A 13,605-nucleotide genomic window follows, 5' to 3' on the forward strand; every position below is an offset into this window, starting at 1 on the left:
CCTAGCGGTGCGGATGACACGGCGGGATAAGAGCTTTGTCCTCATCGATCAGCTTGCCGATGATGCCGTAGTACGAGGCCTGTCGAGCGATTGTTTCGTCGGCGGACTGGGTTGCGAAAGAGTCACGTCGCGCGTCGGTCACCAGCGCAACCGCACTTGCGGAGAGCCCGGCGATGCGGTGCAGGTGCGGTGCGAGATCGGGCGCTGAGGCCTGTTGCGAGTAGGCGACGAGCTGATCTGACCAGTCCTGGTACTTGTCCAGGCCGGGGCCGCCGGGAGTAATCAATGTGGAATCGAGCATGTCGGGGTGCGCGTGGATGAAGCCCACGACCGCGTCGGCGGTGCGGCAGTCCCGGCTGGGCCGGGCCTGCAGATACACCGCGACAAGTCCGCCGGCGACGGCAATGGCGACGAATGCGGCATAAACAATGCGAAACCGCAGGCTTGGCGGCGGCGCGGCGGAATCGCGCGCCTCGGCCAGCACGGAGAGTGCTTGCGGGCTGGAGTCGGCCGCCGAACGCAGTAGCTCGAGGCGTTGCGGCAACCGGCGTGCTTTGTGCGATGCCCACAGCAATCGAGCCGCGATCCACAGCGCCAGCGCACTCCAGGTCAGCCCACCTCGCGCGTTGCCGCCGACGAATGCCAGAACCCCGGCGATTACCCACAGCACCGGCACGCACCATGCCAGCCTTTTCTGCCATCGCGGCACCCGGCGCCGGTAAGCCGTTGAGAGGTTTCCGATGCGGATGGCAGCCGCCAGGACGGCCGGCTCGGCGGGAACCTCATCACGACGCAGCGCCCTGACGGCCTGCGAGCGTTGCGGCAGGCTCAAACCGGCCACGGTCCGCGCATAGCTTTGCTGGATAGGGCGCCGGGCAAGGGTCATCAGCGCGGTCAGGACCACGCTGAATCCCAGCACCGCCAGCAGCGGCCACGTCCAGCCGGAGGCCGCAAAGCCGGAGAATCCCAACACACAAATCGCGAGAAGAGTGACCGTGAACGTTGCCGCATTGACCAGCCAGAGCACCCACCATGGCGCCACCACAAGCCGAGCCCACATGGCTACTTACTTTCGCAGAGGCAGATCAGCTCTCGCGAAGCCGGGGCACGTCGTCGGGAGTGCGTGGCAACACATACAGCGCCATCCGGCGGTTGGACATGTCGTGCTCGCCGAGGAATGTAAGGCCGCCACGCTCACAGAAATTGCGCGCCAGGACGTTGCGGTGGTCGGGATCGAGCATGATCCGCCGACATTGCGGATCAAGAGTGAACATGCTGACCAACAAGTGCGGCAGCAGGTACTTGACGTGGCCCTGACGCATGTACTCCAAATCCGCTACCGCGACGTGTAAACCCAAATCGTAGGGGTCATACTCGTATCTCGTCGCGATGGAATCCTTTGCTGCCCGGTATATTTCGACATATCCGTGATCCACGCCATCGAGACTGGCCACGAACGGGCGGGAAAAACCGCTTTCGAGTTGCGCCTGCAGGTAACGACGCCAACGCTCCGCCGGCCAGGCATACTCCCACGATTCGACCAAATGCGGCCGGTTCATCCACTCGGAGAGCAACTCCGCGTCCGCGTCCGGATCGGCGAGACGCAACCCGTACGGCTCCGGCAGTTGCGGTATTGGTGGGGGCGGCACGACACGGACCTCGGCGCTGATGTCGGTCAGTTGCCGGGGCAGGATCACTTCCAGGTCACTCATGTCAACCGGGGAGCCTACTCCCCGTCAGGCCAGCTCTAGCCGCGTTCTGAGATCCACCGGTCTGCCAGCGTCGAAACCCAGTCGCCCGCGGCCTCCGGGCGCTCGGGCGGCGCTTCCACAAGCACCAATTCGTCAACACCCAACGCGGCGAGCTCATCAAAATCCTCAACCCTTGGTTCCCGTAGTGCCACGGCCAGTCGCAGCTCACTACGGTCACGACCCAGCCCGGCGCACAGTTCATCCAGCTTGCCGAGTCGCTCACGCACCGCGGTGACGCCGTCCAGGTTGAACCCGTACCAGCCGTCCGCCAAACTAGCCACCCGCCGCAGAGCCGGATCACTGTTTCCCCCCATCACAATCGGGATGCCACGATCGCGAACCGGTTTGGGGTTCACCCGGATCGAGTCGAAGCCGATGAACCTCCCGTCGAAAGAGGCGACGTCGTCGCGCCACAACGTGCGCATCGCGGCGACGTACTCGGACGCGCGCGCCGCGCGGTGCTCGAATGGCACTCCAAGCGCGGCGAATTCCTCCTTCGACCACCGACACCGATGCCCAGTGTCAGCCGCCCGCCGCTCAACCGATCCAGGCTGGCGGCCTGCTTGGCCACCACCACCGGGTTGTGCTCGGGCAGCAGTAAGACGCCTGTCGCGACGGCGATCCGTGACGATGCGGCCGCGGCGAATGCCAGCGCGATCATCGGGTCAAGCCAATCCGCCTGTGCTGGAACGGCAATGGCGCCGTCGTCGGAATACGGATAGTGCGAGGCGGATCGGTCCACCATGACAACGTGCTCACCCGCCCACAGCGTGGCGAAACCGCATTCGTCCGCCGAGGAGGCGACGGCATCGATCATCGCGCGGTCGGCGCCGGCCCCGATCCCCAACGCGTGCAATCCAAGCTGCATCGCACGATCGTCTCATGCGGAAATTCAGCTGCCTTTGAGTAACTTCGCCAACACCGCCGCCTGGCTTCCATCCAAATCGCGGGTCGCGGTGACCAGTGTCACGACACCGCGCCTGGTCAGCTTGCGCAGCTCCTCCAGCGCGGTGTTGCCGGTCAGTTCCGCCTCGTAGCGCGACGCGAATTCGGCGAAACGCTCCGGCTGGTGGTGATACCACTCGCGTAGTTCTTTTGACGGCGCAACGTCCTTGCACCAGATGCCCACCCGCGGGTCGTCCTTGCGGATTCCACGCGGCCAGATGCGATCCACCAGGACGCGCTGACCCTCGTCGGGGTCGATGTCGTCATAGATGCGCCCGACCCGGATACGGCTTTCGGCGCCCATCCCATCAGCCTAGCGAGCCGGCGAAAGCGCTGTTGATCAGCGAACTGGGGGGTTTACCCGGGCGCGGCCCGGGTACGTAGGACCAAACGGCGCACAGCCCACCGCGCTATTTCTCAACGCCCTTACCCGGAGGTATTGCCGTGGCCGAAATGATCATCAAATCCCCTGACGAAGTAGTCGCGCTCCTCAAGGCACAGCACAACCTGATCGAGGACATGTTCGACGAGGTGCTGCTTGCCTCGGACCCCGAAGCACGTGAGAAACCATTTGCCGCGTTACGTCAGTTGCTGGCGGTCCACGAAACGGCCGAGGAAATGCTGGTCCATCCTCGGGCGCGACGCCAGGCCGATGCCGGCGATGCGGTGGTCGACGCTCGACTGAAAGAAGAGCACGAGGCTAAGGAACTGCTGTCGCAGATCGAAAAGCTGGACATCACGTCTCAGCAATTCATCGACGAACTCACCAAGCTGCGACAAGCGGTCCTCGACCACGCTGAACACGAGGAGCTCGATGAATTCCCTTATCTAGAAAAGGGACTCGAAACCGCCGATCTCAAGCGGATGGGCACAGCGGTGCGAGCGGCCGAGGCCATCGCGCCGACCCATCCGCATCCTGGTGTGGAATCGGCAAAGCTGAATTTTGTCGTCGGGCCGTTCGCGTCGATGCTCGACCGCGCTCGCGATGTCATTCGGCAAGCCATCGGCTAGGAGCCGACCCGCCGTAGGCTGGATGACGTGAGTGTTGCACCAGACATCAGCGTCGCCCTAGAAGACCGCTTCGCCCGCGAGTTGCCGGAGATGGCTGTGCGCTGGCAGGCCGAGACGCCACCCGACCCGCGACTGCTCGTCCTCAACGAGTCGCTGGCCACGGAACTTGGCCTCGACGCCGCTTGGCTGCGCGGCCCCAACGGGCTGCGATTTCTTGCGGGCAACCTGGTGCCCCGTGGTGCGGCCCCGGTAGCCCAGGCCTATGCCGGGCATCAATTCGGCGGCCTCGTCCCGCGGTTGGGAGACGGGCGCGCCCTGCTGCTGGGTGAACTCTCCGACGACCGGGGCCGCGTTCGCGACATCCACCTCAAAGGCTCCGGGCCGACGCCGTTCGCACGCGGTGGAGATGGGTTTGCGGCGGTGGGGCCGATGCTGCGCGAATACATCGTCAGCGAGGCGATGCACGCTTTGGGCGTCCCGACCACGCGGTCCTTGGCCGTGGTGGGGACCGGGCGGCCGGTCCATCGCGAGGCACCGCTGCCGGGCGCCGTGCTCGTCCGCGTCGCCAGCAGTCACCTGCGGGTGGGGAGCTTCCAATACGCCGCCCTCACGCGCGACGTCGCCCTGCTGCGGCGCCTCGCCGACCATGCGATCGCCCGCCACTATCCCAGCGCGGCGAAGGCCGAACACCCGTACCGAGCGCTGTTCGAAGCGGTGGTCGGTGTCCAGGCCTCATTGATTGCCCGATGGATGCTGATCGGATTCGTCCACGGGGTGATGAACACGGACAACACGACGATCTCCGGTGAAACGATCGACTATGGTCCGTGCGCCTTCATGGAGGCCTACGACCCCGACACGGTCTTCAGTTCGATCGACGCCTGGGGGCGCTACGCGTACGGCAACCAGCCCGCCATCGCCGGCTGGAATCTGGCCCGGTTCGCCGAGACACTGCTTCCGTTGCTCTCTGAAAACGTCGAGGAGGCAGTCGCGTTCGCCGAGGAGTCGTTCGGCGTCTTCCAGGCCGAATACGACGCCACGTGGTCGTCCGGCATGCGCGCCAAACTGGGGTTACCCGCGAGCGTCGACGCCAGGGCTCTCACGGCGTTGGCCGACGAGTTGCTGCGCCTCCTCAAGGAAAGCCACGTCGACTACACCTCATTCTTCCGTCGCCTCGGCCAGGCCGCCCGAGGCGACGCCGACCCCGCACGCGGTCTCTTCATCGACCTCGCCGGCTTCGATGACTGGATGTCGCGCTGGCGGGCGCTGGGTCCCGACGCCGAATCGATGGACCGCACCAACCCGATCTACATTCCGCGTAACCACCTGGTCGAGGAGTCCCTAGCCGCAGCGACGGCAGGCGATCTCGGTCCGATCAAGCAGCTGCTCGACGCTGTGACCGCGCCCTATGACGAACGGCCGGGCCTGGAGCGCTACGCCAGCCCGGCCCCCGAGGATTTCGGCAGCTACCAAACCTTCTGCGGCACTTAGCTTTACGTCACCTTCGCGAACTCGGCTTGCAGCTCATCTAAATGACGAAGCGTCTCGTCTCGCGGCTCGGTCTCCAGCTCCACCAGTATGTGCTCGACGCCGATATCACGGTAGCCCTCAACGGCTTTCGCCGTCGATTCCCCCATATGAACGTTGATCACCGGCACGTCGTGCCCGGCCACGGCACGCAGTTCTTCGAGCTGACCCGAAAGCCCATCCGGTGAGGGGGCCATCGAGATCCAGCCGGCCTTCAATCGGGCGATCCGCTTGAAACTCGCCGGTCCGCCACCGATATACAGCGGAGGATATGGCTTCGTCAGCGGCTTGGGCCAACTGTAGATCGGATCAAAATTCACGAAATCGCCGTGGAACTCTGGTCTTTCCTGCGTCCAGATCTCGATCATCGCGCGCAGGCGCTCGTCGGACAGGCGTCCACGAACCGAAGGATCGACACCGTGGTTGGCAATCTCTTCACGCAGCCACCCCACGCCAACGCCGAAGCGAAACCGTCCCTCCGACACCAGATCCAGCGATGCCACTTCCTTGGCCGTCAGGATCGGATCGCGCTGCGGGACCAAGGCGATACCGGTGCCCAGGACCAGTTTCTCGGTCGCGATCGCCGCCGCGGTCAACGCCACAAACGGATCCAGAGTCCGGTGGTACTTCCGCGGGATCGGGCCGCCCAGCGGGTACGGGGTCTTCGCGTCGACTGGGACGTGCGTGTGCTCGGCAAGGAACAGCGCCTCAAACCCACGCTCCTCGAGTGCTCTGCCCAGCTCGACGGGACCGATCCCCTCGTCCGTGACAAAAGTCAGGACACCAAAACCCATGGCTTACTCCCCTCGTCAACGTCTGATGATCCCAGTCAACAGGATCCAGGCTCTCGTGTCACCGGATCAGAACCCGGGCCGGCTGAAGTCGTGCGACAGTTTCGGAGATGACCACACGCGTTGCCGTGATCGGGGCCGGACCGGGCGGACTGGTTGCCGCGCGCTGGCTGTTACGGCAGGGATTTGAGCCGACCATCTTCGAGCAGGGACCGATGTTGGGTGGGCAGTGGGCGGCCCTGGATGGCCGCAGCGGCGTGTGGCCGAACATGTACACCAACAGCAGCCGCACCGTCACGGCCTTCAGCGATCTCGAGCACGCGACCGACCACGTCTACTTGTCCAACCGCGAGGTTCTCGACTACTTACACCGCTACGCCGAAACGTTCGGGCTCACCTCGCGTATCCGGCTCGGCACCCGCGTCGAACTGATCAGCCGGGATGCGGCCGGCTGGAAAGTGGTTCACGGCGGCACGGAGGAGCGCTTTGGGCGAGTCGTGGTGGCCAGCGGCCGGTTTCACGCCCCCGCCATCCCCGACGTGCCGGGGCTCGAGACGTTCTCCGGCTCAGCAGGAGCCATCTCCACCTATCGCTACCGTGATGGATTAACGTATCGCGGCACACGAGTCCTCGTCGCGGGCTGCGCGATCAGCGCCCTCGAAATCGCTTCGGAAGTCGCGGAACTCGGTGCGGCGCGCGTCGTGGTGACCCAGCGGCGGCAGCGCTACATCGCGCCGAAGTTCACCGCGGGAGTCCCCTCCGACCACCGGCTGTACACCCGATACGGCGCCTTGGCGACCGAGACGCTGGCGGCAGCCGAAGTCGACCGGATAATGAGGAAGATCGTCGTCGGGGCGGCGGGCAGCCCGGAGCAGTACGGCGCACCGGCACCCGACCCATCGCTGTTCGCCGCCGGCGTCACGCTGAGTCAGCACTACCTTCCGCTCGTTGCCGAGGGACGAATCACGGTGCGCCCCTGGATGAAATCCATCGCGGGCGCGACCGTGACTTTCGCCGACGAGCATGCCGAGGAGTTCGACGGGATTGTCTTCGGAACCGGCTACGAACTGCGGCTGCCGTTCCTGAGCGAAGATATCCTGGCGATCCTCGACCTCGACGCGGTGCACATGGATGCCGACCGCTACACCTTTCATCGCGACCTTCCCGGCCTGGCCTTCATGGGCCTGTGGGACCAGTCGGGCGGATACTTTGTGCCGCTGGAACTTCAGGCCAGATGGATCGCCTACACGTGGGGCGGCACGCTGCCTGCCATCAGCGAGAGCGGCCAACGGTCAGCCATCAACACGTCTCGCTCCCAGCGAGGAAGGCCGCAGAAGACCCGGATGGACCTCGCAGCACTCGCCTTCGCCCGAGCCGCCGGGGTCGAGCCCAACCTGGATAACTGGCCGCAGCTGCGCCGCGCATTGCTGTTCGGCCCGCTGGCGCCGAGTTGTTTCCGCCTCGAGGGTCCGGATGCCCTGCCCGATGCGGCCGAGCGGTTCGCGCGCGAAGCTGCCCGCTTCGGCGCGATCACCTCAAACGAAATGACTGAGCGCGAAGAGAGCGACTGGTCGCAGGTCCGGGCAGCCGCTAATCCCGTGCCAGGCCTCAGCCCGCCGGCGTCTCCCCCGCTTTAGGCGCGCGTCGCGCCGCGCCCCACAATCCAACGACGATTCCAACCGCGGCGCCGCCCAGGCCAATGAGCTGTTGTGAGCGCTTGAGCTCGTGATGAACGCTCAGCCCACCCAGCAGGTCGGCCGCGTCGGCGCCACCGGACGCCAGGAACCAGCCGCGGGTGTTCTTGCCACGCAGTGCCGACGACGCGAGCAGCCCGCCGATCAATGCGTCACGGTAACCCATCGATCGCAACAGCAGTCGCGCCGTCGGGGTGGGCTCCCCGTGGTCGCCCCAGAGCCGGTTCGCGCCGAGGGGATCGACAAGAAAGTGGACACCTGAGGCGAGTCGGATACTGCCCGCGACGAGCGCGGCACGGTCGATCGGCATGGCCGCAGCCTACGCGGTAACTCCGTTAGCTCCCGCGGCGACGGCGTGTTCCGCAAGGCGGGCCGCGGCGGGAGCGCAGCTTTCGATGACTGCCCGTAGTTCCTCTGCGGACAACCGATTAGAGGCGCCGGTAAACCTCGGGTCGATAACGCTGGTGCCGAATTCGAGCCACTTCGGGTCCGCTTCGACATCGAGGAAACTCGCCAGCCGCACCAACGACGATCGGGCGTCAGCCACAAGGTCGGCGTAAGACAGCGGAAGGTAGCGGTGTGCGGGCAGGTCGGCGAGCTCGGCTTCGCCGGTGACGATCAGTTCACTCCACATGCGGGCGAACCGGGCGACGGGGAGGTTCTGACCCATCAAGTAGTCGACGTCGCAGGTGTCACCGAGCAGGGACGCGAGCTCGATCGGTATCGCTGTCGGATCCAGCCGCAGACCGGGATGCCGGCGCTCCTGATCGAGATCGAGCAACTCCAGCGCGTCTTGAATGAGCGCCATCAAACGAAATCCGGTGTGTTCGCTCATCGAGACCGCGGTGTCCGGACCGTTCCGGAACAGGTGCACGAACTTCGCGTCAGGGAACGTCTCGCGCAGCCACGGGACACTGCTCAACGACATGGCTGACCGTTCGATCACCACAGTCCCGCCGAAATATGTTGCGAGCCAAGCGAACAGCTTCTCGTAGTGCAGCCGCGCGGTCTGCTGCGGCCACGTCGGAACCTCCGCGGCGAGGGCGTCGAAGACGCCGTCGGGGTCCGATGACAGATGCGGCAGCGTCATCATGCAGATCGCGGGAATCCCGGTCGTGCTCGCATCGAATCGGGCTCCCTGCAGTCTGGGATAGATGAACTCCGGCATCGCCGAACCACCCCGGATCATGGAGTCGAAGATCGGGTGCGGCTCGGCCAGCATGCGCCAAAACTCTTCGCCCGACAGCGCGTGGTCGGCCACCGACGAAGCGCGCACCGAAAGGTAGAACTCGTTGAGGCTGAGCACATCTGGGTGAGCGCTGAGGATTCGCGACAGCGCAGTCGATCCGCTTCGTCCGACGGTGACAATGAACGTCAACCCTCGCGTCGGGCGAACCGTGTCGGTGCTGTGGGCCGTGACGTCGAAGGGACGCCCGACGGCCACCAGGGGTGCAACTGCCGGGACCGACTCGCGGGGTTCCCGCTGCGACTCGGATTTGATCGTGAAGTAGCGCTTGTACCGCCCCACACTTCCCAGCAGATACTCGAAGTCAACGACAGTCCGGCCGTGCGGCTCCCCAATTACCGCTCGCGCATCGGTCGTGTCGTAAGTCCGGCTGTGCTCCAAGTAGGGCATGAATCCGCTGGCCCACCGGAGGCGCCGTTCCAACAGATTGGGGTTCTCGATCGGCCCCTCGACCAGCGTCACGGGGATCGGCGAGACCGCGTTGAACAGCTCGATCAGAGTTTGCACCGCGACGTCGTGGTGGTGAACCACGTGGTAGGTACTCAGGCCCCCAGGGGCCAGACGCATCATGCGGACCATCTCATCCGCGGCTTCGCCGGCCGGCATGTAGTTCAAGTGGCCGTTGAGATCTCCCCTGAGTCTCATCGACAAGCTGGTGCGCAGCGGCCGTCCCGACACGGAGAACAGGCGCATGGCGCTATCCGCCGAGGTCGACAGGAAGGAAAGTGGATGCAACGGGAAGTCGGGATGGGGCGGCCGATCGACGATCAGCGCGCTTGGCCGAAGCACCACGACCCGGCGCCCGGTCCGCTGCGCCCAGTCCCGCACGAGCGACTCGGCTTCGAATTTGGACCTCTCGTAGTTGTTCTCGAAGCCTTCGTCATCCCCCAATTCGGTCTCGTAGATGAGACCCGCGCGGCGCTGCCCAGCGACGAACGCCGTCGACACGTGGAATAGATCCGGCGCCCGGATTCCAGCCTCGGCGAGTTCGAGAATCCGGGTGGCCCCCCCGACATTGGTACATCGAAGATCGGCAAGGTCGGCGTCCAACTCGATGATGCCGGCGCAATGCAAGATGGCATCGACACTGTCGGCGAGCTCCTGGAACCCCTGATCCGATAGCCCAAGTTTGGGCGCGGCGAGGTCCACCGGTACTACGGACAATCTCTGGCGCAGCTCCTCATCGGTCCACACCTGCCCATCGGTGGCCGCCAGCGGGAGCGCCTTGCGGATGCGAGTGATCGGGTCGGATTGTGGCCGGGTCAACAGGGTGAACGTGTCGTCCCCGCGCAGGAGTTCGCTCAGGATGTGAACCCCGAGAAACCCGGTTGCGCCGGTGATCGCCCAATGCATTGACACCGTCCTCGCGTGAACTCCGCTCCGAAACATCCCCCAATAGACCCTCGCGAACTTACTTGCCGATCAGGGGCACCGCCATCTGGTAACGCAGCAGCGTACCGTTACCGCAGGTCATCACCGTGGCGACGGCGGGCGACAGCAGGCCGTGACCGTCAGCTGTAATAGGTTTCGTGTTGCCACCGATCTATCAATGAGACACTTTGGAAGCGTTGCCTGGACATCACCTGCTCTCGCGGCAGGTTGACTGCATCACCAGAGGAGACGAGCGATAGTGACAGCAGCTGCTGGCGCACCGGGGTGGACGGCGTGGTCAAAGGGGATCACGCGCGATGTGAACGCCGACAACGTCTGCTGGCGCGGGGCCGCATGAGCGACCCACGCGTGGGCGGCGAACAGCGCACACCCTTCGTCGCTCGAACGATCCATCGGTTGTCGGTGCCCATCATCTTGGCGTGGCTGGCCCTGACCGTCCTCGTGACAGTCGGCGTCCCCTCACTCGAGCAGGTGGAGAAAGAGCGCTCGGTATCACTGAGCCCCAAAGATGCGCCGTCGATCAAAGCAATGCAGCGCATGGGCGACGACTTCAAGGAATCCAATTCCGACAGTTTGGCGATGGTCGTCCTGGAGGGCCAGCAACCCCTCGGCGACGATGCTCACCACTACTACAACCAGTTGCTCCGTCAATTGGAAACCGATCCGAAGCATGTGCAGCACATCCAGGACTTGTGGGGAAACCCCGTCACGGCGAGCGGCGCGCAAAGTGAGGATGGCAAAGCCGCATATGTGCAGCTGAAGCTCGCCGGCAACCAAGGCACGAGCTTGTCGAACGAATCATCCGACGCCCTGCGCAACATCGTGGACCGCACACCTGCGCCGGCGGGACTCAAGGTCTATGTCACCGGCCCCGCGCCGCTCATTTCGGACCTGAATCACAGCGGCCAGAAGACAATCCTCAAGGTCACCCTGGTGAGCCTCGTGGTGATCTTCGCCATGCTGCTCCTGGTCTACCGCTCGCTTGCCACCGTAATTCTGCTGTTGCTGATGGTCGGAGTCGAACTGCAGGTGGCGCGCCAAATCGTCGCGTTCCTTGGCAATAACGGGGCCATCAGTCTTTCTACCTTCGCCGTTAATCTGCTGATCACTCTCGGGATCGCGGCGGGAACCGACTATGGGATATTTTTCGTCGGGCGTTATCAAGAGGCACGCCAGGCCGGCGAAGATGTGGAAACGGCTTACTACACGACTTACCGCGGAACCGCCAAGGTTGTCTTGGCTTCCGGTTTGACGATCGCCGGAGCGGTTTTCTGCCTCAGCTTCACCCGGATGCCCTATTTCCAGACGATCGGTATCCCCTGCGCGGTAGGCATGCTGGTCGCGGTGGCAATCGCGCTCACGCTGGTTCCCGCGGTCCTCGCCATCGGCGGCCGATTCGGTCTGTTGGAGCCCAAGCGGAGGCTCACGGTTCGACGCTGGCGACGGATCGGGACGGCGGTCGTGCGCTGGCCGGGGCCCATTTTTGCCGCGGCGTGCGCCGTCACTCTGGTCGGGCTGCTAGCGCTACCGGGATACACAACCAATTACCACGACCGGGTGTATCTCCCCGCAGACCTCCCGACCAATCTGGGATACTCCGCCGCAATTCGCCACTTTCCGCTGGGCCGGATGTTGCCCGAATTCGTATTGGTCGAGGCAAACCACGATATGCGCAATCCCTCGGATTTCCTGATATTGGAGCGACTGGCCAAGGGTGTCCTCGCGGTACCAGGCGTTTCCCGAGTGCAATCTGTCACTCGCCCCTCGGGGACCGCGATGGCGCACACGACCATACCGTTCAGGTTGGGCGTCATGAACGCGAGCCAGATGGTAAATCTCGAATACCAGAAAGCCCGCATGAACGACATGCTCACGCAAGCCGATGAGCTGAACAAAACGATCGGAATCATGACGACGCTGCATAGCCTGATTCTGCAGCTCAACGCGATCACCCACGACCTGGCCGGCAAAACGCACGAAGTTCAGGGAATCACGGCCGAAATACGCGATCAGATTTCGAATTTCGAGGACTTCTTGCGGCCGATCCGCAGCTACTTCTACTGGGAAAAGCACTGCTACGACATTCCTATCTGCTTTGCGATCAGATCCCTTTTCGATTCATTCGACGGTATCGACGAGATCAACGACAAGCTGTCCGAACTGGTGGTGGACATCGATAAGATCGACGTCCTGATGCCGAAACTGGCCGCCGAGCTTCCGATTCAGATCGAGACCACGAAGAGCATGCGCACCATGATGCTGACCATGCATTCCACGATGAGCGGAATCATCGGCCAGGCCGACTCGCAGGGTGCCACATCGACGGAGATGGGCGAAGCCTTCGACGCTGCGAAAAACGACGATTCTTTCTACCTACCGCCGGAGATCTTCCAGAACCCCAGCTTCCAGCGGGTCATGGGACTCTACTTGTCGCCGGATGGCAAAGCGGCGCGCATGACCATTTCGGATAGGGGCGATCCCGCAACCCCCGAAGGTATCGCGCGTGTCGCCGCGATAAAGAACGCGGCCGAGGAATCGCTCAAGTCGACGCCCCTGGAGAACACGCAAATTTATGTCGGCGGCGTCTCGGCGACCTACAAAGACCTGCACGACGGCTCTCGATACGACCTCATGATCGCCGGAATTGCGGCACTCTGCCTTATTTTCGCCATCATGCTGATGATCACGCGGAGTTTTGTCGCGGCGATGGTGATCGTGGGCACGGTAGTGACTTCACTGGGCGCATCGATCGGATTGTCCGTGCTGCTCTGGCAGCACATCATCGGGCTAGGGCTGGAATGGCTCGTATTGCCGATGTCCGTCATCATTCTGCTGGCGGTGGGATCCGACTACAATCTGCTGCTTGTCTCCCGAATGAAAGAAGAACTCGGCGCCGGCATAAACACGGGCATTATTCGGGCGATGGGCGGGACCGGCAAGGTCGTGACGGCCGCGGGTCTGGTGTTCGCCGTCACCATGGCCTCCATGGTGGTCAGCGACCTGCTCGTGATCGGTCAAATTGGCACCACGATCGGTCTGGGCTTGCTGTTCGACACGTTGATCGTGCGCGCATTCATGACGCCGTCCATCGCCGCATTGCTGGGGCGCTGGTTCTGGTGGCCGTTGCGGGTGCGACGGCGCCCGGCCAGTTTCCTGCTCAGGTCCGAGGGGCCCCGTACGGCGGTGCGCGCTCTGCTCGGCTCACACGCGCCCGATTAGGGCCCCCGAGTCGTCGTTCGCGGCCGCTA

At 64.0% G+C, this 13,605-nt stretch carries 10 protein-coding genes and 1 pseudogene; 4 read left to right on the forward strand and 7 right to left on the reverse strand.

Going from position 1 to position 13,605, the window contains the following annotated elements; all coding sequences use genetic code 11:
- Position 1: 1 nt before the first annotated feature.
- From ACTXG5_RS25600 to ACTXG5_RS25615, 4 genes and pseudogenes are all read right to left on the reverse strand, one after another.
- Positions 2 to 1,060 carry a hypothetical protein gene (locus ACTXG5_RS25600; protein WP_445161447.1) on the reverse strand — a complete coding sequence of 353 codons (1,059 nt, stop codon included), beginning with the start codon at positions 1,058 to 1,060 and terminating at the stop codon, positions 2 to 4.
- Between the two features lie 25 nt (positions 1,061 to 1,085).
- Positions 1,086 to 1,712, reverse strand: coding sequence for a GNAT family N-acetyltransferase (locus ACTXG5_RS25605; protein ID WP_445161448.1), 627 nt, complete (start codon positions 1,710 to 1,712; stop codon positions 1,086 to 1,088).
- 35 nt (positions 1,713 to 1,747) lie between these two features.
- Positions 1,748 to 2,619, reverse strand: a pseudogene (locus ACTXG5_RS25610) (TIGR03619 family F420-dependent LLM class oxidoreductase).
- A gap of 24 nt (positions 2,620 to 2,643) precedes the next feature.
- Positions 2,644 to 3,000: a DUF488 domain-containing protein gene (locus ACTXG5_RS25615; RefSeq protein ID WP_445161449.1), complete on the reverse strand. Its 357-nt coding sequence runs from the start codon at positions 2,998 to 3,000 to the stop codon at positions 2,644 to 2,646.
- Positions 3,001 to 3,140: 140 nt separating this feature from the next.
- On the opposite strand from ACTXG5_RS25615, the gene ACTXG5_RS25620 reads away from it, so the two are divergent.
- Positions 3,141 to 3,707, forward strand: a complete 567-nt coding sequence (locus ACTXG5_RS25620) for a hemerythrin domain-containing protein (protein WP_445161450.1) — start codon at positions 3,141 to 3,143, stop codon at positions 3,705 to 3,707.
- A gap of 27 nt (positions 3,708 to 3,734) precedes the next feature.
- Positions 3,735 to 5,198, forward strand: a complete 1,464-nt coding sequence (locus ACTXG5_RS25625; RefSeq protein WP_445161451.1) for a protein adenylyltransferase SelO — start codon at positions 3,735 to 3,737, stop codon at positions 5,196 to 5,198.
- Between the two features lie 2 nt (positions 5,199 to 5,200).
- Here ACTXG5_RS25625 and ACTXG5_RS25630 read toward each other — a convergent pair whose 3' ends face one another.
- Positions 5,201 to 6,028: an LLM class F420-dependent oxidoreductase gene (locus ACTXG5_RS25630; protein ID WP_445161452.1), complete on the reverse strand. Its 828-nt coding sequence runs from the start codon at positions 6,026 to 6,028 to the stop codon at positions 5,201 to 5,203.
- Between the two features lie 107 nt (positions 6,029 to 6,135).
- Between ACTXG5_RS25630 and ACTXG5_RS25635 the strand changes: the two genes are divergently transcribed.
- Positions 6,136 to 7,662, forward strand: a complete 1,527-nt coding sequence (locus tag ACTXG5_RS25635; protein ID WP_445161453.1) for a flavin-containing monooxygenase — start codon at positions 6,136 to 6,138, stop codon at positions 7,660 to 7,662.
- On the opposite strand, the gene ACTXG5_RS25640 is transcribed toward ACTXG5_RS25635, so the two are convergent.
- Positions 7,634 to 8,029: a DUF4267 domain-containing protein gene (locus ACTXG5_RS25640; protein WP_445161454.1), complete on the reverse strand. Its 396-nt coding sequence runs from the start codon at positions 8,027 to 8,029 to the stop codon at positions 7,634 to 7,636. The genes ACTXG5_RS25635 and ACTXG5_RS25640 overlap by 29 nt on opposite strands.
- Positions 8,030 to 8,038: 9 nt before the next feature.
- Positions 8,039 to 10,318 (reverse strand): SDR family oxidoreductase, encoded by a 2,280-nt coding sequence (locus ACTXG5_RS25645; protein WP_445161455.1) that lies wholly within the window; start codon positions 10,316 to 10,318, stop codon positions 8,039 to 8,041.
- A 372-nt stretch (positions 10,319 to 10,690) separates the two neighbouring features.
- Here ACTXG5_RS25645 and ACTXG5_RS25650 point away from each other — a divergent pair, with 372 nt between their 5' ends.
- A complete protein-coding gene (locus ACTXG5_RS25650) occupies positions 10,691 to 13,576 on the forward strand; it encodes an MMPL/RND family transporter (RefSeq protein WP_445164593.1) in 2,886 nt (961 codons plus the stop codon).
- Positions 13,577 to 13,605 lie beyond the last annotated feature (29 nt).

This window comes from Mycobacterium sp. Dal123C01 (assembly GCF_052566995.1).

What these genes read in the sequence shown, in the direction of transcription:
- ACTXG5_RS25600 (WP_445161447.1), bottom strand. Translation starts at nt 1,060, where the DNA reads ATGTGGGCTCGGCTTGTGGTGGCGCCATGGTGGGTGCTCTGGCTGGTC.
- ACTXG5_RS25605 (WP_445161448.1), bottom strand. Translation starts at nt 1,712, where the DNA reads ATGAGTGACCTGGAAGTGATCCTGCCCCGGCAACTGACCGACATCAGC.
- ACTXG5_RS25615 (WP_445161449.1), bottom strand. Translation starts at nt 3,000, where the DNA reads ATGGGCGCCGAAAGCCGTATCCGGGTCGGGCGCATCTATGACGACATC.
- ACTXG5_RS25630 (WP_445161452.1), bottom strand. Translation starts at nt 6,028, where the DNA reads ATGGGTTTTGGTGTCCTGACTTTTGTCACGGACGAGGGGATCGGTCCC.
- ACTXG5_RS25635 (WP_445161453.1), top strand. Translation starts at nt 6,136, where the DNA reads ATGACCACACGCGTTGCCGTGATCGGGGCCGGACCGGGCGGACTGGTT.
- ACTXG5_RS25640 (WP_445161454.1), bottom strand. Translation starts at nt 8,029, where the DNA reads ATGCCGATCGACCGTGCCGCGCTCGTCGCGGGCAGTATCCGACTCGCC.
- ACTXG5_RS25645 (WP_445161455.1), bottom strand. Translation starts at nt 10,318, where the DNA reads ATGCATTGGGCGATCACCGGCGCAACCGGGTTTCTCGGGGTTCACATC.
- ACTXG5_RS25650 (WP_445164593.1), top strand. Translation starts at nt 10,691, where the DNA reads ATGAGCGACCCACGCGTGGGCGGCGAACAGCGCACACCCTTCGTCGCT.